Source organism: Streptomyces sp. NPDC037126 (genome assembly GCF_055605965.1).
In genome coordinates this window covers 254,561-271,066 of the sequence record NZ_JBVJTD010000008.1, presented here as the reverse complement: position 1 = coordinate 271,066, position 16,506 = coordinate 254,561, and the positions used below count along the sequence as shown (strand labels likewise).

The 16,506-nt window shown below is 71.2% G+C and carries 12 protein-coding genes; 5 read left to right on the top strand and 7 right to left on the bottom strand.

What is annotated here, in order from left to right; all coding sequences use genetic code 11:
- The first annotated feature begins 143 nt into the window (after positions 1–143).
- From ACZ7FF_RS20250 to ACZ7FF_RS20240, 3 genes are all read left to right on the top strand, one after another.
- On the top strand, positions 144–1,439 hold the full coding sequence (locus tag ACZ7FF_RS20250; protein WP_470813604.1) for a ribonuclease D: 1,296 nt from the start codon (positions 144–146) through the stop codon (positions 1,437–1,439).
- A 616-nt stretch (positions 1,440–2,055) separates the two neighbouring features.
- On the top strand, positions 2,056–3,273 hold the full coding sequence (locus ACZ7FF_RS20245) for a thiolase family protein (RefSeq protein WP_470813603.1): 1,218 nt from the start codon (positions 2,056–2,058) through the stop codon (positions 3,271–3,273).
- Positions 3,270–5,399, top strand: coding sequence for a 3-hydroxyacyl-CoA dehydrogenase NAD-binding domain-containing protein (locus tag ACZ7FF_RS20240; RefSeq protein ID WP_470813602.1), 2,130 nt, complete (start codon positions 3,270–3,272; stop codon positions 5,397–5,399). The genes ACZ7FF_RS20245 and ACZ7FF_RS20240 overlap by 4 nt, the downstream gene beginning before the upstream one ends.
- Before the next feature lie 51 nt (positions 5,400–5,450).
- On the opposite strand, the gene ACZ7FF_RS20235 is transcribed toward ACZ7FF_RS20240, so the two are convergent.
- Positions 5,451–6,467 (bottom strand): DUF8189 domain-containing protein, encoded by a 1,017-nt coding sequence (locus tag ACZ7FF_RS20235; RefSeq protein ID WP_470813601.1) that lies wholly within the window; start codon positions 6,465–6,467, stop codon positions 5,451–5,453.
- 167 nt (positions 6,468–6,634) lie between these two features.
- On the opposite strand from ACZ7FF_RS20235, the gene ACZ7FF_RS20230 reads away from it, so the two are divergent.
- Together ACZ7FF_RS20230 and ACZ7FF_RS20225 are read left to right on the top strand one after the other, a co-directional pair.
- Positions 6,635–7,600 carry a hypothetical protein gene (locus ACZ7FF_RS20230; RefSeq protein WP_470813600.1) on the top strand — a complete coding sequence of 322 codons (966 nt, stop codon included), beginning with the start codon at positions 6,635–6,637 and terminating at the stop codon, positions 7,598–7,600.
- A gap of 22 nt (positions 7,601–7,622) precedes the next feature.
- On the top strand, positions 7,623–8,030 hold the full coding sequence (locus ACZ7FF_RS20225; RefSeq protein WP_470813599.1) for an NTP pyrophosphohydrolase: 408 nt from the start codon (positions 7,623–7,625) through the stop codon (positions 8,028–8,030).
- Between the two features lie 14 nt (positions 8,031–8,044).
- Here the strand turns inward: ACZ7FF_RS20225 and ACZ7FF_RS20220 are convergent, their stop codons facing one another.
- From ACZ7FF_RS20220 to ACZ7FF_RS20195, 6 genes are all read right to left on the bottom strand, one after another.
- On the bottom strand, positions 8,045–9,559 hold the full coding sequence (locus tag ACZ7FF_RS20220; protein ID WP_470813598.1) for an amino acid permease: 1,515 nt from the start codon (positions 9,557–9,559) through the stop codon (positions 8,045–8,047).
- 152 nt (positions 9,560–9,711) lie between these two features.
- Positions 9,712–11,640 carry a 1-deoxy-D-xylulose-5-phosphate synthase gene (gene dxs, locus ACZ7FF_RS20215; RefSeq protein ID WP_470813597.1) on the bottom strand — a complete coding sequence of 643 codons (1,929 nt, stop codon included), beginning with the start codon at positions 11,638–11,640 and terminating at the stop codon, positions 9,712–9,714.
- Positions 11,641–11,766: 126 nt separating this feature from the next.
- Entirely contained in the window at positions 11,767–13,059 is a 1,293-nt protein-coding gene (locus ACZ7FF_RS20210) for a sugar ABC transporter permease (protein ID WP_470813596.1), read from the bottom strand.
- Positions 13,056–13,847 (bottom strand): ATP-binding cassette domain-containing protein, encoded by a 792-nt coding sequence (locus ACZ7FF_RS20205; protein ID WP_470813595.1) that lies wholly within the window; start codon positions 13,845–13,847, stop codon positions 13,056–13,058. The genes ACZ7FF_RS20210 and ACZ7FF_RS20205 overlap by 4 nt, the downstream gene beginning before the upstream one ends.
- Positions 13,848–14,037: 190 nt before the next feature.
- Entirely contained in the window at positions 14,038–15,135 is a 1,098-nt protein-coding gene (locus ACZ7FF_RS20200) for a sugar ABC transporter substrate-binding protein (RefSeq protein ID WP_470813672.1), read from the bottom strand.
- Between the two features lie 134 nt (positions 15,136–15,269).
- Positions 15,270–16,469 (bottom strand): ROK family transcriptional regulator, encoded by a 1,200-nt coding sequence (locus ACZ7FF_RS20195; RefSeq protein WP_470813594.1) that lies wholly within the window; start codon positions 16,467–16,469, stop codon positions 15,270–15,272.
- Between the last annotated feature and the right edge of the window lie 37 nt (positions 16,470–16,506).

Below are 16,506 nucleotides of genomic sequence, written 5' to 3'. Positions count from 1 at the left end.
TCCCCACTGCCCTCTTCCAAGGAGCGGCCGGTCACTCACGTGAACCGGCGGTTTCACCGGGCTGACTGGTTTACGACCCCCCGGCGCCCGTCGACGGAACGTTCCGGCGACGGGCGCCGTCCATACACGGATACCCTTGACAGGTGACCGACGCCCAAGACACCGCAGCAGACAGCTCCCTGCGCAGCAACGGAGGCACGCCTCCGGACGACGCCGGATCTTCTGTGATGGGGGCGCCGACTCCGTTGCTCGAACCGCGCGAGGGCATTCCGCCCGTGGTCACGGACGCGGCCGTCCTCGCCGAGGTGACCGCCGCGTTCGCCGCCGGCTCCGGTCCGGTCGCCGTGGACGCCGAGCGCGCCTCCGGCTACCGCTACGGCCAGCGCGCCTACCTGGTGCAGCTGCGCCGCGAGGGCGCCGGCACCGCGCTGATCGACCCCGTCGCCTGCCCCGACCTGTCCGGGCTCGGCGAGGCGCTGTCCGGCGTCGAGTGGGTGCTGCACGCGGCCACCCAGGACCTGCCCTGCCTGCGCGAGATAGGCATGCTCCCCACCAGCCTGTTCGACACCGAGCTGGCGGGCCGGCTCGCCGGGTTCCCCCGGGTGGGCCTCGGCGCCATGGTCGAGGGCGTCCTCGGCTTCGTCCTGGAGAAGGGCCACTCCGCCGTCGACTGGTCGACGCGCCCGCTGCCCGAGCCGTGGCTGCGCTACGCGGCCCTGGACGTGGAGCTCCTGGTCGACCTGCGGGACGCCCTGGAGAAGGAGCTGGACCGCCAGGGCAAGCTGGAGTGGGCCCTGCAGGAGTTCGACGCGATCGCGACCGCGCCGCCGGCCGAGCCCCGCAAGGACCCCTGGCGCCGGACGTCCGGGATGCACAAGGTGCGGCGGCGCCGGCAGCTGGCCGTCGTCCGGGAACTGTGGGAGACGCGGGACCGCATCGCCCAGCGACGGGACGTGTCGCCGGGCAAGGTGCTGTCTGACGCGGCCATCGTGGAGGCCGCGCTGGCGCTGCCGGTCAACGTGCACGCGCTGGGCTCGCTGAACGGCTTCGGGCACCGGACCGGGCGGCGACAGCTGGACCAGTGGCAGGCGGCCGTGGACCGGGCCAAGGCCCTGCCGGACACCTCGCTGCCCCAGCCGGGCCAGCCGGTGACCGGTCCGCCGCCCCCGCGGGCCTGGGCCGACAAGGACCCGGCCGCCGCGGCGCGGCTGTCGGCCGCGCGGGCCGGCGTGTCGGCCCTGGCCGAGCGGCTCACCATGCCCCAGGAGAACCTGGTGTCGCCGGACACCGTGCGGCGCCTGTGCTGGGAGCCGCCCGCCGTGGCCGACACCGCTTCGGTGGGGGCCGCGCTGGCCGGATACGGCGCACGGCCGTGGCAGGTGGAACTGGTCACGCCGGTGCTCGTCGCGGCACTGACCGGAACCGGCACGGGCGCCTAGGACGCGGGCGCCCAGGGCGCGGAAGTCCAGGGCGCGGAAGTCCAGGGCGCGGAAGTCCAGGGCGCGGAAGTCCAGGGCGCGGGCGCCGGGCCCTGACCGGCGGTTCCCGCCGCTGCGGGGCCGCCGCGCCCGCCCACGCCACGACCGCCCGCCGGGTCCGCCACGCCGGGCCCACCGGCCCCGTGCCCGTGACACGCCGTCGTTCTCCCGCGACCTGGCCCGGCCTGGGCGCTCCGGCCCGACCCGGGGTGCTCCGGCCCGGCTGCCGCCCGATCAGGGGCCCCGGGCGCGCGCCTGGGTGCCTCGACCGGACCAGGGGTGCCCCGGGCTCGATCAGGGGCGCCCCGGCCAAGGGCGCCTTGGCTCGATCCTGAGGTACTCCGGCCCGGTCCTGGGTGCCTCGGCACGTTCTGGGTACCTGCGGTCCGGCCGGGGTGCCGGCGGCCCGTCGAGATCTCGCCAAGATGGTCGGCCGCTACGCCGTTCGGTGTGACGTTCGCCGCTCCCCCCGGCAGGACTGTGCAGCTACGTTACTCATAAGTAGCATGGGTCCTGAGCGCGCGCTCAGCGCAGCGCCGCGCAGCAGTGCCATCCCGCACCCTGGAGGAGAGCCATCGTGCCTCGTACCGTCAGGGACGTCGTCTTCGTCGACGGCGTCCGCACCCCGTTCGGCAAGGCGGGCCCGAAGGGCATCTACCACGAGACCCGCGCCGACGACCTCGTCGTGAAGGCGATCCGGGAGCTGCTGCGCCGCAACCCCGGTCTGGACCCGAAGAAGATCGACGAGGTCGCCATCGCCGCGACCACGCAGATCGGCGACCAGGGCCTGACCCTCGGCCGCACGGCCGGCATCCTCGCGGGCCTGCCGCAGTCCGTCCCCGGCTACTCCATCGACCGCATGTGCGCCGGCGCCCTGACCGCCGTGACGACCACCGCCGGTTCGATCGCCTTCGGCGCCTACGACGCCGTCATCGCCGGTGGCGTGGAGCACATGGGCCGCCACCCGATGGGCGAGGGCGTGGACCCGAACCCGCGCTTCGTCAGCGAGAAGCTGGTCGACGAGTCCGCCCTGTTCATGGGCATGACCGCCGAGAACCTGCACGATCGCTACCCGAGCATCACCAAGCAGCGCGCCGACGAGTACGCGGTGCGCTCGCAGGAGAAGGCCGCCAAGGCGTACGCCAACGGCAAGATCCAGCAGGACCTGGTGCCGATCTCGGTGCGCCGCACCAGCCCCGAGGCCGGCGAGACCGGCTGGGGCCTGGTCACCGCCGACGAGCCGATGCGCCCGGGCACCACGCTGGAGAACCTGTCCGGCCTCAAGACGCCGTTCCGCGTGCACGGCCGGGTCACCGCGGGCAACGCGGCCGGTCTGAACGACGGCGCCACCGCGTCGATCATCGCGAGCGAGGACTTCGCCCGCGAGAACGGTCTGCCGGTCAAGATGCGCCTGGTGTCGTACGCCTTCGCGGGCGTCGAGCCCGAGGTCATGGGCTACGGCCCGATCCCGGCCACGGAGAAGGCGCTGGCCCAGGCGGGCCTGTCCATCTCCGACATCGGCCTGTTCGAGGTCAACGAGGCCTTCGCCGTCCAGGTCCTGGCCTTCCTCGAGCACTACGGCATCGCCGACGACGACGCGCGCGTCAACCAGTACGGCGGCGCCATCGCCTTCGGTCACCCGCTGGCCTCCTCCGGCGTCCGTCTGATGACGCAGCTGGCCCGCCAGTTCGAGGAGCAGCCGCAGGTCCGCTACGGCCTGACCACCATGTGCGTCGGCTTCGGCATGGGCGCGACGGTCATCTGGGAGAACCCGCACTTCGAGGGGGACAAGTGAGCACCACCGCTGAGCTTTTGAAGGGTGCGGCCGAGCTGTTCCCCGACGAGGTCGTGACGTCGGCGCACGTACGCCACTTCGACCTCCCGTTCGGTGCCGGGCGCTTCGCGCTCATCACGCTGGACAACGGCCTGGACCACACCAAGCCGACCACCTTCGGACCGGCCTCGCTGGCGAACCTCAACGCCGCGATCGACCAGGTCGAGAAGGAGGCGGCCGAGGGCACCGTCGTCGGTGTCGGTGTCACCGGCAAGCCGTTCATCTTCGCGGTCGGCGCCGACCTCAAGGGCGTCGAGCTGCTGAAGAGGCACGAGGACGCGCTGGCCATCGGCAAGGGCGGCCACGAGGTCTTCAAGCGCCTCGCGAACCTCGCCGTGCCGACGTTCGCCTACTACAACGGCGCGGCGATGGGCGGCGGCGTCGAGGTCGGCCTGCACTGCACCTACCGGACCGTCTCCAAGGCGATCCCCGCGTTCTCGCTGCCCGAGGTCTTCCTCGGGCTGGTCCCCGGCTGGGGCGGCTGCACGCTGCTGCCGAACCTGATCGGCGCCGACAAGGCCGTCTCGGTCGTCATCGAGAACTCGCTGAACCAGAACAAGCAGCTCAAGGGCAAGCAGGTCTTCGAGCTCGGCATCGCCGACGCCCTCTTCGAGGGCGCCGACTTCCTGGAGCAGTCGCTGCTGTGGACCGCGCAGGTCCTCAAGGGCGACGTCAAGGTCGAGCGCCCGGCGGTCGACCGCGGCGAGGCCTGGGACCAGGCCGTCGCCCGGGGCCGTTTCGTCGCGGACTCCAAGGTGCACGGCGCCGCCCCGGCCGCCTACCGCGCCCTCGACATCATCGAGGCCGCCAAGAACGGCGACCTGCAGCAGGGCTACGACGCCGAGGACCAGGCCCTCGCCGACCTCATCATGGGCGGCGAACTGCGCGCGGGCATCTACGCGTTCAACCTCGTGCAGAAGCGCGGCAAGCGCCCGGCCGGCGCCCCGGACAAGAACCTGGCCCGCCCGGTCACCAAGGTCGGCGTCGTCGGCGCCGGTCTGATGGCCTCGCAGCTGGCCCTGCTCTTCCTGCGCCGCCTGGAGGTGCCGGTCGTGCTGACCGACATCGACCAGGAGCGCGTCGACAAGGGTGTGGGCTACGTCCACGCCGAGATCGAGAAGCTGCTCGGCAAGGGCCGGATCAACCAGGACAAGGCCAACCGCCTCAAGGCGCTGGTGACCGGTGTGCTGGACAAGGCCGAGGGCTTCGCGGACGCCGACTTCATCATCGAAGCGGTCTTCGAGGAGATGGGCGTCAAGCAGAAGGTGTTCGCGGAGGTCGAGGCGGTCGCCCCGGCGCACGCGATCCTCGCGACCAACACCTCCTCCCTGTCCGTGTCGGAGATGGCGTCGAAACTGCAGCACCCCGAGCGGGTCGTCGGCTTCCACTTCTTCAACCCGGTCGCGATCCTGCCGCTGCTGGAGATCGTCCGCGGCGAGCGGACGGACGACGCCTCGCTGGCCACGGCGTTCGCCGTCGCCAAGAAGCTGAAGAAGACCGCGGTCCTCACCAAGGACGCCCCGGCGTTCGTCGTGAACCGCATCCTGACCCGCTTCATGGGCGAGATCCAGAACGTCATCGACGAGGGCACCCCCGTCGCGGTCGCCGAGAAGGCGATCGAGCCGCTGGGCCTGCCGATGTCCCCGCTGGTCCTGCTGGAGCTGGTCGGCCCGGCGATCGGCCTGCACGTCTCGGAGACCCTCAACCGGGCGTTCCCGGACCGCTTCACCGTCTCCTCGAACCTCGCCGCGGTCGTCAAGGCCGGCAAGCGCGGTTTCTACGTGTACGACAGCGGCAAGCCGGAGCTGGACCCGGAGGTCGCCGCGCTGCTGGAGCAGGGCGACGTCGTCCTGACCGAGGAGCAGGTGCGGGCCCGGGTGCTCGACGCGGTGGCGCAGGAGATCGGGCTCATGCTCGACGAGGGCGTCGTCGCCGAGGCCCAGGACATCGACCTGTGCCTGATCACGGGCGCCGGCTGGCCCTTCCACCTGGGCGGCATCACGCCGTACCTGGACCGCGAGGGCGTCTCGGAGCGCGTGAACGGCAAGAGGTTCCTGGCCCAGGGCGTGGCCGGCGTTCCCGCGTGACACCGGTGACATGAGGAAGGGCCCCCGCGGCGGCGGGGGCCCTTTCGCATGTCAGACGGGCTGCCACGCCTCCAGTGCCAGCCCCGGTTCGTCCTTGCGGCGGGTCAGGAGGAGTTTGCCGGTGGAGGTGGACAACGTTGCCGCGACGACCCGGCCGTCCTCGTCCGTCGTCAGGGCGACCGCCGCGTCCACCGGCAGTTGCGGGCCGGACTCGGTCCACCAGGCGCCGGCCGACTCCAGCTCGGTCGGATAGGCGGCGAAGGCGACCCGGCCGTCCGCCGAGCGCTGGGCGAGCAACGTGCAGTCGTGGCCGTCGAGTTCGCAGCGGACCGCGGCGACCGGGCCGTGGCCCGCGGAGGGCAGCACGACGACGGGTCCGGTGCCGGGCCGCCAGGCGCTGACGTCACCGCCGGTGCCGGTGTAGAAGACGGTCGTGCGGTCCGCGGACGTGGCGAGGGCGTGCAGGGTGCCCGGGCGGACCTCGGCCCGCAGGGTCTCCCGGAGGACCGGCTCGGCGCCCGGCTCCTCCTGGCGCCAGTGCGCGATGCCGTCGGGCACGGCCGCGTACAGCTCGACCCGGCCGGACTCCCCCGTCAGCGCCGCCAGGCCGTCGCGCACCCCGCGGCCCCCGAGGTCCCGCCAGGGCTCCCAGCCGCCCTTCTCCTTCTGCGCGAGCAGGCTCACCCCGCCGTCGGATCCGGGGACGAAGACGTGTGCGCGGCCCTGTGCGTCGACCGCCACGGCGGGCGTGCCCGTCCGGTCGCCCTTCTGGTGCGGGTGGCCGATCGGGTGCCAGTCCAGGGCCGCGAGGTGGGGGCGGAAGTGGGTGGAGTGCACCAGCCCCGACTCGCCCTTGGCCGTGGGCCGCCAGGACACCAGGTGCGCGTAGCCGTCGGCTCCCTGACCGAGCGCCAGGACGGGGTGCAGGCGCTGCTCCCCGCCGATCCTGCGGGCGGCGGACCAGGGGCCGCCGGGCCCGCGTTCCGCCCGGCACAGTACGGCGTCGCCGGACAGCTGGTAGACACTGAGCCGGCCGTCTCGGCCGCGAAGGAGCCAGTCGCCGTTCACCGGATCACTCTAAGCCGGGGCCGCCGGGCCCCGGCCCGCCCCCTCCCCCGAGCCGCTGACGGCCGCTTCGCACCCCGGGACAACCGGGGCCGGCAGGGACAGCGGGGGCAGCAGTGTCAACAGGGCGCGGCTGAGGCGTCTGTTCACCGGGATATCTTGATGACACCATGAGAGCCACCCGCCCACGCACCCTGACGATCGCAGCAGTCCTGCTGGTTCTCGCCGCCCTGGCCGGCGGGCTCACGGTGCTGCTCCAGCACACCCGCGGCGGCTCCGGCCGGGCCGACCCGAAGGGACCCGAGCGCATCGACCTGGCGAGCACCGTCGCGCAGTTCACCAGCCGGTTCGGCCCCGGGTACGGCTACCGGCAGCCCGGCCCGGCCGACCGCCAGGCCATCGCGCAGGCGGTCGGGCAGCTGCTCGACGGACACCGCGCGCAGGCCGAGAAGCTGCTGGCGCGTGAGGACTTCAGTCTGCGCACCGTCGTCGACCGGGTCTCCGGGCGGCACCTCGCCGAGGTGGCCGACCGCACCGACGGCTCCGCGTCGCCGCGCGGCTGGGGGCGCGTCTACCTCGATCTCGACCACCGCCCGCGCTGGTCGGTCCAGGTCCCGCACCCCGTGTTCGACCGGGGCACGGAGCAGCTGGGGGTGCGGGTGCTCCGGGGCACCCCCGGTGGCGTTCTGATCATCGCTGGAGCGCACCGCAAGGCCGGAGTGGGCAACTCCGCGGACGTGGCGCACCGCGCGGACTCCGTCTTCAGCGCCGTCTGCGCCGAACTGGCCCGCCGGGGCATGCCCGGCGTCCAGCTCCACGGCTTCGCGGCCTCCGCCGCCCCGGACTACGACGCGATCACCTCCACCGGCACCGGGACGACCGGTGTCGAGGACGGCCGCAGACTCGCGGACGCCCTGACCGCGCACGGCTTCTCGGTGTGCCGGGCCTGGGCGCGTACCTGTCCGCTGGAGGGCACGCTGAACGTGCAGGGCCACATCGCCGACGCGGATCACGTGTCGTTCCTGCACGTCGAGCTCTCCCCTGTGGTGCGCGCCGGCGGGGAGGCCGCCGAACGGGCGGTCGCCGCGATCGGCGAGATCACCCGCGGGTGGGACGGGTCCAGCGGAACTCGGTGAGCCGGGGGGGAACATGGCAGGCATGACGGACGCCGCTGACACCCCGCACGCCCCGCACCCGCCGCTGCCGCTGCTCGTCGTCGACGGCGCGAACGTCGTCGGGTCGGTGCCCGACGGCTGGTGGCGCGACCGGCGCGGGGCCGCCGAGCGGCTGCGCGACCGGCTGGTGCCGTACGCGGGCTCCGGCGCGGCGGGCCTGCCGGGACCGGTGGAGCTGGTGCTGGTCGTGGAGGGTGCCGCCCGGGGGGTGCCCTCGGTTCCCGGGGTGCGCGTCGAGGAGGCACCGGGCAGCGGCGACGACCGCATCGTGGAACTCGCGGCGGCCGCCGCCGACCGCGCCTGTCTGGTCGTCACCGCCGACCGCGAGCTGCGCCGGCGGGTGGGGGAACTGGGCGCGGAGGTGGCCGGCCCGCGGGCGGTGCTCGGCTGAGGGCCTAGCGGGCCTCAGCCGGCGGGCGGCTGAGGGACGTCGGCCGCCGGGCTCGGGTCGCGCCGGGCCAGACGGCTGTGCGTGCGGCCGTAGAAGAAGTAGACGAAGAAGCCGATCACCATCCAGATGGCGAACCGCAGCCAGGTCTCGGCGGGCAGGTTGAGCATCAGCCACAGCGTGGCGCACACCGACACGATCGGCACGACCGGCACCCAGGGGGTGCGGAAGGCGCGCGGCAGGTCCGGGCGGGTCCTGCGGAGGATGATCACGCTGATCGCCACGACCACGAACGCGAACAGGGTGCCGATGTTCACCAGCTCGGCCAGCTCGGCCAGGCTGGTGAACCCGGCGACGATCGCGATGATCACGCCGAGCAGGATGGTCGGCCGGTGCGGGGTCTTGAACCGCGGGTGCACCCGTGAGAAGAAGCGCGGCAGCAGCCCGTCGCGGCTCATCGCGAAGAACACCCGGGTCTGGCCGAGCAGCAGGATCAGGCAGACCGTGGTCAGGCCGATGGCGGCGCCGAAGCTGATCACGCCCGCGAACCAGGGGTGCCCGATCGCCTTGAAGGCGTCGGCGAGCGGCGCCTCCACGGACAGCCGGGTGTACTTCTCCATGCCGGTGACGACGATGGACACGGCCACGTAGAGCACGGTGCAGACGGCCAGCGAGCCGAGGATGCCGCGGGGCATGTCGCGCTGCGGGTTGCGGGTCTCCTCGGCGGCGGTGGCGACGATGTCGAAGCCGATGAACGCGAAGAACACCACGGAGGCGGCGGTGAAGATGCCCATCACACCGAAGTTGGCGGGCGCCCAGCCGAACATCAGCTGGATGAGCGGCGCCTTGAGGTCGCCGCCCGCCGGTACCGGCTGGGGCTTCGGGACGAAGGGGCGGTAGTTCTCGCCGCGGACGAAGAAGGCACCGGCGATGATCACGATGAGCACGACGGCCACCTTGATGGCCACGACGAGCGAGGTGATCCGGGCCGAGAGCTTCATGCCGAGGACGAGGATGCCGGTGAGCACCAGCACCAGGGCGGCGGCGAGGATGTCGAAGCCGAAGCCGTGGGCGTTGTCGCGGCCCGACAGGTACGCGGGCAGGTGCCAGCCCGCGTTGTCCAGCAGGGAGCGCATGTAACCGGACCAGCCGACCGCCACCACCGCCGTGCCGAGGGCGAACTCCAGGACCAGGTCCCAGCCGATGATCCAGGCGGGCAGCTCGCCCAGGGAGGCGTAGCTGAACGTGTACGCCGAGCCGGCCACGGGGACCGTGGACGCGAACTCGGCGTAGCAGAGGGCGGCGAGGGCGCAGACCACGCCGGCCACCACGAAGGCGAGCGCCACCGCCGGACCGGCGTTGTTCTTGGCGACCTGTCCGGTGAGGACGAAGATGCCGGTGCCGATGATGACACCGACGCCGAAGACGGTCAGATCGAGCGCGGAGAGGGTCTTCTTGAGCGAGTGCTCCGGTTCCTCGGTGTCCCGGATGGACTGCTCGACGTTCTTCGTCCTGAAGAGCGAGCTGCTCACGTTCCTGCCTCCCACGCTTGTGAGACCTCGATATGGCTCAACATGATCGAGAGGGTCGGGGTGCGTATGCCCCGGCACAGGCAGGTTCACGCAGACGGGCCGGTTCCGCCACCTGGAGAAGCGGCGGAACCGGCCCGTACTTGCAAGCCGTCCTAGTCGCGCGCGGGCTCCACGGAGTCCACCGTGTCGGCCGTACGGTCGAACCGGCCGTCGAGCCGCGCGACCAGCCCGGTGACCTGACGGGCGATGTCCGGAGCGGTCAGCCCGATCTCGGCGAGCACCTCGGCGCGCGAGGCGTGGTCGAGGAAGCGCGGCGGGATGCCGAAGTCGCGCAGCGGCACGTCCACGCCCGCGTCGCGCAGGGCCTGGGCGACCGCGGAGCCGACACCGCCGACCCGGCTGTTGTCCTCGACGGTGACGACGACCCGGTGCCGCTCGGCGAGCGGTGCCATGGCCTCGTCGACGGGCTTGACCCAGCGGGGGTCGACCACCGTGGTGGAGATGCCCTGCCTGTCGAGCAGGCCGGCGATCTCCAGGCACATCGGCGCGAGGGCGCCCACGGAGACCAGCAGCACGTCCGGCCGGTCGGTGCCGGGCTCGCGCAGCACGTCCATGCCGCCGACGCGGCCCACGGCCGGTACGGCGGGGCCGACGGCGCCCTTGGAGAAGCGCACCACGGTCGGCGCGTCGTCGACGGCGACGGCCTCGCGCAGCTGCGCCCGCACCTGGTCGGCGTCGCGCGGCGCGGCCAGCCGGAGCCCCGGCACGACCTGGAGGATCGACATGTCCCACATGCCGTTGTGGGAGGCGCCGTCGGTGCCGGTGACACCGGCGCGGTCCAGCACGAACGTCACCCCGCACTTGTGCAGGGCAACGTCCATCAGGACCTGGTCGAAGGCGCGGTTGAGGAAGGTGGCGTACACCGCGAAGACGGGGTGCACCCCGGCGTGGGCGAGACCGGCCGCGGAGACGGCGCCGTGCTGCTCCGCGATCCCAACGTCGTACACCCGTTCGGGGAATCGCTTGGCGAACCTGTCCAGGCCGACCGGCTGGAGCATGGCCGCCGTGATGGCGACGACGTCCTCCCGCTCCTCGCCGAGGCGGACCATCTCGTCACCGAAGACGGAGGTCCAGTCGGCGCCGGAGGAGGCGATCGGCAGACCGGTGTCCGGGTGGATCTTACCGACGGCGTGGAAGCGGTCGGCCTCGTCCTGGAGGGCGGGCTGGTAGCCGCGTCCCTTCTCGGTGAGGATGTGCACGATCACCGGGCCGCCGAACCGCTTGGCGCGGGCCAGCGCGGACTCCAGGGCCTCGATGTCGTGGCCGTCGATCGGGCCGACGTACTTCAGGCCCAGGTCCTCGAACATGCCCTGCGGGGCGATGAAGTCCTTCAGCCCTTTCTTGGCGCCGTGCAGGGTCTCGTACAGCGGCTTCCCGACCACCGGGGTGCGCTCCAGCACCTCCTTGGTGCGGGCCAGGAAGCGCTCGTAGCCGTCCGTGGTGCGCAGCGTCGCCAGGTGGTTGGCGAGCCCGCCGATGGTGGGCGCGTACGACCGCTCGTTGTCGTTGACGACGATGACCAGCGGGCGGTCCTTGGCGTCGGCGATGTTGTTGAGGGCCTCCCAGGCCATGCCGCCGGTCAGCGCGCCGTCGCCGATGACGGCGGCGACGTGGCTGTCCCGCTTCATCAGCTGGTTGGCCTTGGCGATGCCGTCGGCCCAGCCGAGCACCGTGGAGGCGTGGCTGTTCTCGATGACGTCGTGCTCGGACTCGGCCTGCGAGGGGTAGCCCGACAGGCCGCCCTTCATTTTCAGGCGGGAGAAGTCCTGCCGGCCGGTCAGCAGCTTGTGCACGTAGGACTGGTGGCCGGTGTCCCACAGCACCTTGTCCTTGGGGGACTCGAAGACGCGGTGGAGGGCGATGGTGAGCTCGACCACGCCCAGGTTGGGACCGAGGTGGCCGCCGGTCTTGGAGACGGCGTCGACGAGGAAGGTCCGGATCTCCCCTGCCAGCTGGTCCAGCTCCTCCAGGCTGAGCCGGTCCAGATCGCGCGGTCCCCTGATGCGGGTCAGCAGCGGCACCCGTGCCTCCTTGCGTTGAGCTGATCGAGCTTTGCCGGGCCCGTCGAGTCTAATGTTCATGCTTTGCGCGACACGACAGCGCCCGGCGCCTTTCCGGCACCGGGCGCTGTCTCGAAACCGGGGGCGCTACGCGCGACCAGCGGTCTTCTGGGTCTTGCGGGTCACCGCGTCGATGACGACTGTGGCGAGCAGAACACCACCGGTGATCATGTACTGGACCGGCGAGGCGATGCCCTCCAGGGCGAGGCCGTACTGGATCGAGACGATCACCAGCACACCGAGGAGCGCGTTCCAGGTGCGGCCGCGGCCGCCGAAGAGGGACGTGCCACCGATCACGGCCGCCGCGATGGCGTTCATCAGCAGGTCACCGCCGCCGGCGCCCTGGTTGGCCGAGGCGATCTTGGAGGCGATGAAGAGACCGCCGATCGCCGCGAAGGTGCCCGAGATCGCGAAGACCGAGATCCGGACCCAGGCGACGTTGATACCGGCACGGCGGGACGCCTCGACGCTGCCGCCGAGCGCGAAGATCTTGCGGCCGTACGCGGTGCGGCGCAGCACGAAGTCCGTGAGGATCAGCACGCCGACGAAGATGACGACGGCCAGCGGCAGGCCCTTGTACTGGTTGTACACGGCGGCGGCGGCGAACGACACGATCGCCAGCAGCACGGTGCGCAGGACGGTCTCGCTCAGCGGGCGCGACGGCACGCCGGCCGCCTCGCGGCGCTTGTTGCCGAGGAAGGAGGTGAGGAAGAACAGCACGGTCACCGCGGCCGCGAGCCCGTAGGCGGCGGCGACGTCGGAGAAGTAGTAGCTGGTCAGCTGGGCGACCAGGCCGTTGCTGTCGAGGTTGATGGTGCCGCTGTCGCCCAGGATCTGGAGCATGAAGCCGTTCCAGAAGAGCAGACCGGCCAGGGTGACGGCGAACGCCGGGACACCGATCTTCGCGAAGAAGAAGCCGTGGATCGCACCGGCGGCCGTGCCCACGAGGATGGACAGCACGAGGGCGAGCCACGCGGACATGCCGTGGGTGACGCTCAGCACCGCGTACGCGGCACCCGCGACACCGGAGACCGAGCCGACCGAGAGGTCGATCTCGCCGAGCAGCAGCACGAAGACGATGCCGACGGCGATCATGCCCGTGCCCACCATGGCGACGGAGATGTCGGACAGGTTGCCCGCGGTGAGGAAGTTGGAGTTCAGGCTCTGGAAGATGATCCAGATGACCGCCAGACCGATGACGACCGGGATGGAGCCGAGGTCACCGGCCTTGATCTTGCGCTTGAACTCGGTGATGTAGCCCGCGAAGCCCTGTTCGCGCACCAGCAGGCGGGGGTCGACGGCGACATCGGCGCCGCGTGCCGCCTCGGGGTTCTCCACAGGGGTGTCCTCGGGAGGCGTGGAGGTCTTGTCGATGCTCACTTCTTGATCTCCCCATTGGTGCGCGCCGCACGACGGGTCACGGCGTTGTCCGTGGCGCCGGTGATGGCGGAGATGATCTCTTCCTGCGAGGTCGACTTGACCTCGAAGACGCCGTTGTTCCTGCCGAGACGCAGCACGGCCACCTTGTCGGCGACCGCCTTGACGTCGGCCATGTTGTGGCTGATGAGGATGACGGCGTGACCGCGCTCCCGCAGCCGTTCCACCAGGTCGAGGACCTGGGCGGTCTGCTCGACGCCGAGCGCCGCGGTGGGCTCGTCGAGGATGACCAGCTTGGGCTCTCCGAGCATGGAGCGGGCGATGGCCACGACCTGGCGCTGACCGCCGGACAGCGAGGCGATCGGGATGCGCACGCTGGGGATGCGGATGGAGAGCTGGTCCAGCAGCTCGCGCGAGCGCCGCTCCATCTCGACCTCGTCCAGCACCCCGCGACGGCGGAGCTCCCGGCCGAGGTAGAGGTTGCCGACGACGTCGATGTTGTCGCACAGCGCGAGGTCCTGGTACACCGTCGCGATGCCCAGGTTCTGGGCGTCGTGCGGCTTGTTGACCTGGACGGTCTTGCCTTCCCACTCGATGACGCCCTCATCGATGGGGTGCACGCCGGCGATCGTCTTGACCAGCGTGGACTTTCCGGCACCGTTGTCGCCCACCAGGGCGACCACCTCACCGGCGTGGACCTCAAGCTCTACGTCGGTGAGCGCCTGAACGGCACCGAACCGCTTGTGGACCCCGCGCAACGCCAGCACGGGCGTAGCGGACACGTGAACCATCTCCTTCGCCGCCTGACCCGGCGGGAGGTTGTGCAGAAGTTTGGGGGGGGGAGATCCGTCCGGCGCCCCGCGCCCGAGCTTGCGGGGCTGTCTGATTGCGCGGGGCACCGGAGGAGCTGTTGGGGCGCCTTCCTCCCGCTAGGGAAATTCAAGAGTGAATTCCCCTAGTTGGAAAGGCACGTGCGGCTGCTTACTTCAGACCGATCTTGTCGCAGGCCGCCTTGTACTGCGCGGTGCAGATGTCGGCCACCGTGTAGACGCCGTCCTTGATGACGGTGTCCTTGATGTTGGCCTTGGTCAGCGCGGTGACCGGGACCAGCACCGAGGGAACCTGCTTGGTGGTCGGGCTGTCGACCTTGTCCTTGGCGACGGAGTCGAGCGACTTGCCCTGGGCCAGGTCCACGGCCATCTCGGCGGCCGCGTCGGCCTCGGGGGCGTACGGCTTGTAGACGCTCATGTACTGGTCGCCGGCGACGATGCGCTGCACACCCGCGAGCTCCGCGTCCTGGCCGGTCACCGGCACGTTGAGGCCCGCGGCCTTGAGGGCGGTGATGATACCGCCGGCCATGCCGTCGTTGGCGGAGTAGACGCCGATGACGTTCTTCTTGCCGAGAGCCGAGATGGCCGCCTCCATGTTGGAGTTGGCGTTCTCCGGCTTCCAGTCCTTGGTGTCGTACTCCTTGCCGACGTTCACCTTGCCGTCGAGCACCTCGTGGGCGCCCTTCTTGAACTGCGCGGCGTTCGGGTCGGTCACGGAGCCGTTCATCATGACGATCTTGCCGGACTTGGCCTTGGAGCCGAGCGCCGTGAGGAGGGCCTGGCCCTGGGTCTTGCCGACGGTCTCGTTGTCGAACGAGGTGTAGGCGCTGATCGGGCCCTGCGCCAGGCGGTCGTAGGCGACGACCGGGATGCCGGCGTCCTTGGCCTTCTGGACCGAGCTCTGGATGGCTGCGGAGTCCACGGCGTCCACGATGAGCACGTCCACCTTGTTGGTGATCATCGTCTCGACCTGCTGGTTCTGCAGGGTCGCGTCCTGCTTGGCGTTGGCGTAGACGACCGAGCCCTTGCCACCGGTGAGGTCCTTGACCTTCTTCTCGATCAGCGGGCGGTCGAACTTCTCGTAACGGGCGGTCTGGTTCTCCGGCAGGAGCAGACCGACCTTGATGGCGTCGCCCTTCTTGGAGCCGGCCGACGACTTGGAGCCGCCGCCGGACTCCTTCGCGCTGCCACAGGCAGCGAGCGAGACGGCCATGGCACCAGCAGCAACGGCGAAAGCCGCACGACGCATACGCGTGTTCACTTCTAGGAACCTCCCTGACGAGGCCGCGTCGTTGCGGCCGAGGTGGCTGGAAGTCAACTCGGCCGCACGTGCGACGTCAAGAAGTAAATCCTTAACGAGATGGCAACGGTGCCATCCGTTCTCTAAGTGAAGGCAGGTGCCGCCACCGGAAGACTTCCATCCAAAAGGGTCGAATCGCCCATCTCGCTGAGAGCGAGGGCGAGCGCTCCGAGCACCTCCGCACGGCCGCCAAGTGCCCCGGGGAGAACGGAGAGTTGACGCGCCGCACTGGGGATCGCGTAGCGGCCGACGGACTCCCTGATCGGCCCGAGGACCAGCTCACCGGCCTCGGCGAGATCACCGCCGAGGACCACCCGGCTCGGGTTCAGCAGGTTGCAGAGATTGGCCACCCCACTGCCGATGTGGCGGCCGACGTCGGCGATCACCCGACGACAGCCCGGGTCTCCGTCCCTGGCCAGCCGTACGACGCCTTCCATGGTCAGGTCGGGGCCGTGGCTGGGCTGGAGCAGCGGGAGCACGTAGCGCGCGGCCGCGAAGGTCTCCAGGCAGCCACGGTTCCCGCAACGACAGACCGGGCCGGATTCATCGAGTGTAATATGCCCTATTTCCCCCGCTGTGCCGCCCGGGCCGCGGTAGATCTTCCCCTCGATGACCAGACCGGCGCCGACACCGCTCGCGACCTTGATGTAGGCCAGGTCGCGCACGCCCTTGCCGCTGCCCCAGACCAGCTCGCCGAGGGCGCCGAGGTTGGCGTCGTTGTCCACGTGCACGGGCACGCCGAGCCGCTCGCGCAGCTCCTCGGCGGGCTTGGTGCCGCCCCAGCCCGGCAGGATGGCCGTGGACCCGAGCGTCCCCGACTCCACGTCGATCGGGCCCGGCACGCCGAGCCCCACGCCGGCGATCTTGGACCGGTCGACCCCGGTCGCCGCGATCAGGCGGCTGACCAGCTCTTCCGCTCGGTCGAAGCCCTGGGCCGCGGAGGCGTCGACGTCCAGCGGTTCGGCCTCCTCGGCCAGCACCTGGTGGGCGAGGTTCCCGACCGCGACGCGCAGATGGGTGTGTCCGAAGTCGACGCCGATCACGATGCCGGCGTCCCCGCTCAGGCTGACGCTGCGGGCCCGCCGCCCGCCCGCCGACGTGGGCGTGACCTCGACGGTTCCGCCGTCCTTCAGCTCCCGCACGATGTTGGAGACGGTCGCGGCGGACAGACCGGTCGTCCGCGCGATCTCCGCCTGCGTGAGTGACCCTGCCAGGCGTACGGCCCGGACGACCCGCTCCAGGTTGGCTCGGTGCAGCGATGACTGCGACCCTGGAGTCTCCACGACGACCTCCTGAGCGCGGGGCCGCTTCGGCGAGGCC

Excerpts from the sequence above, each read along its gene's own strand:
- ACZ7FF_RS20230 (WP_470813600.1), top strand. The coding sequence starts at position 6,635 with ATGAGAGCCACCCGCCCACGCACCCTGACGATCGCAGCAGTCCTGCTG.
- ACZ7FF_RS20225 (WP_470813599.1), top strand. The coding sequence starts at position 7,623 with ATGACGGACGCCGCTGACACCCCGCACGCCCCGCACCCGCCGCTGCCG.
- ACZ7FF_RS20205 (WP_470813595.1), bottom strand. The coding sequence starts at position 13,847 with ATGGTTCACGTGTCCGCTACGCCCGTGCTGGCGTTGCGCGGGGTCCAC.
- ACZ7FF_RS20200 (WP_470813672.1), bottom strand. The coding sequence starts at position 15,135 with ATGCGTCGTGCGGCTTTCGCCGTTGCTGCTGGTGCCATGGCCGTCTCG.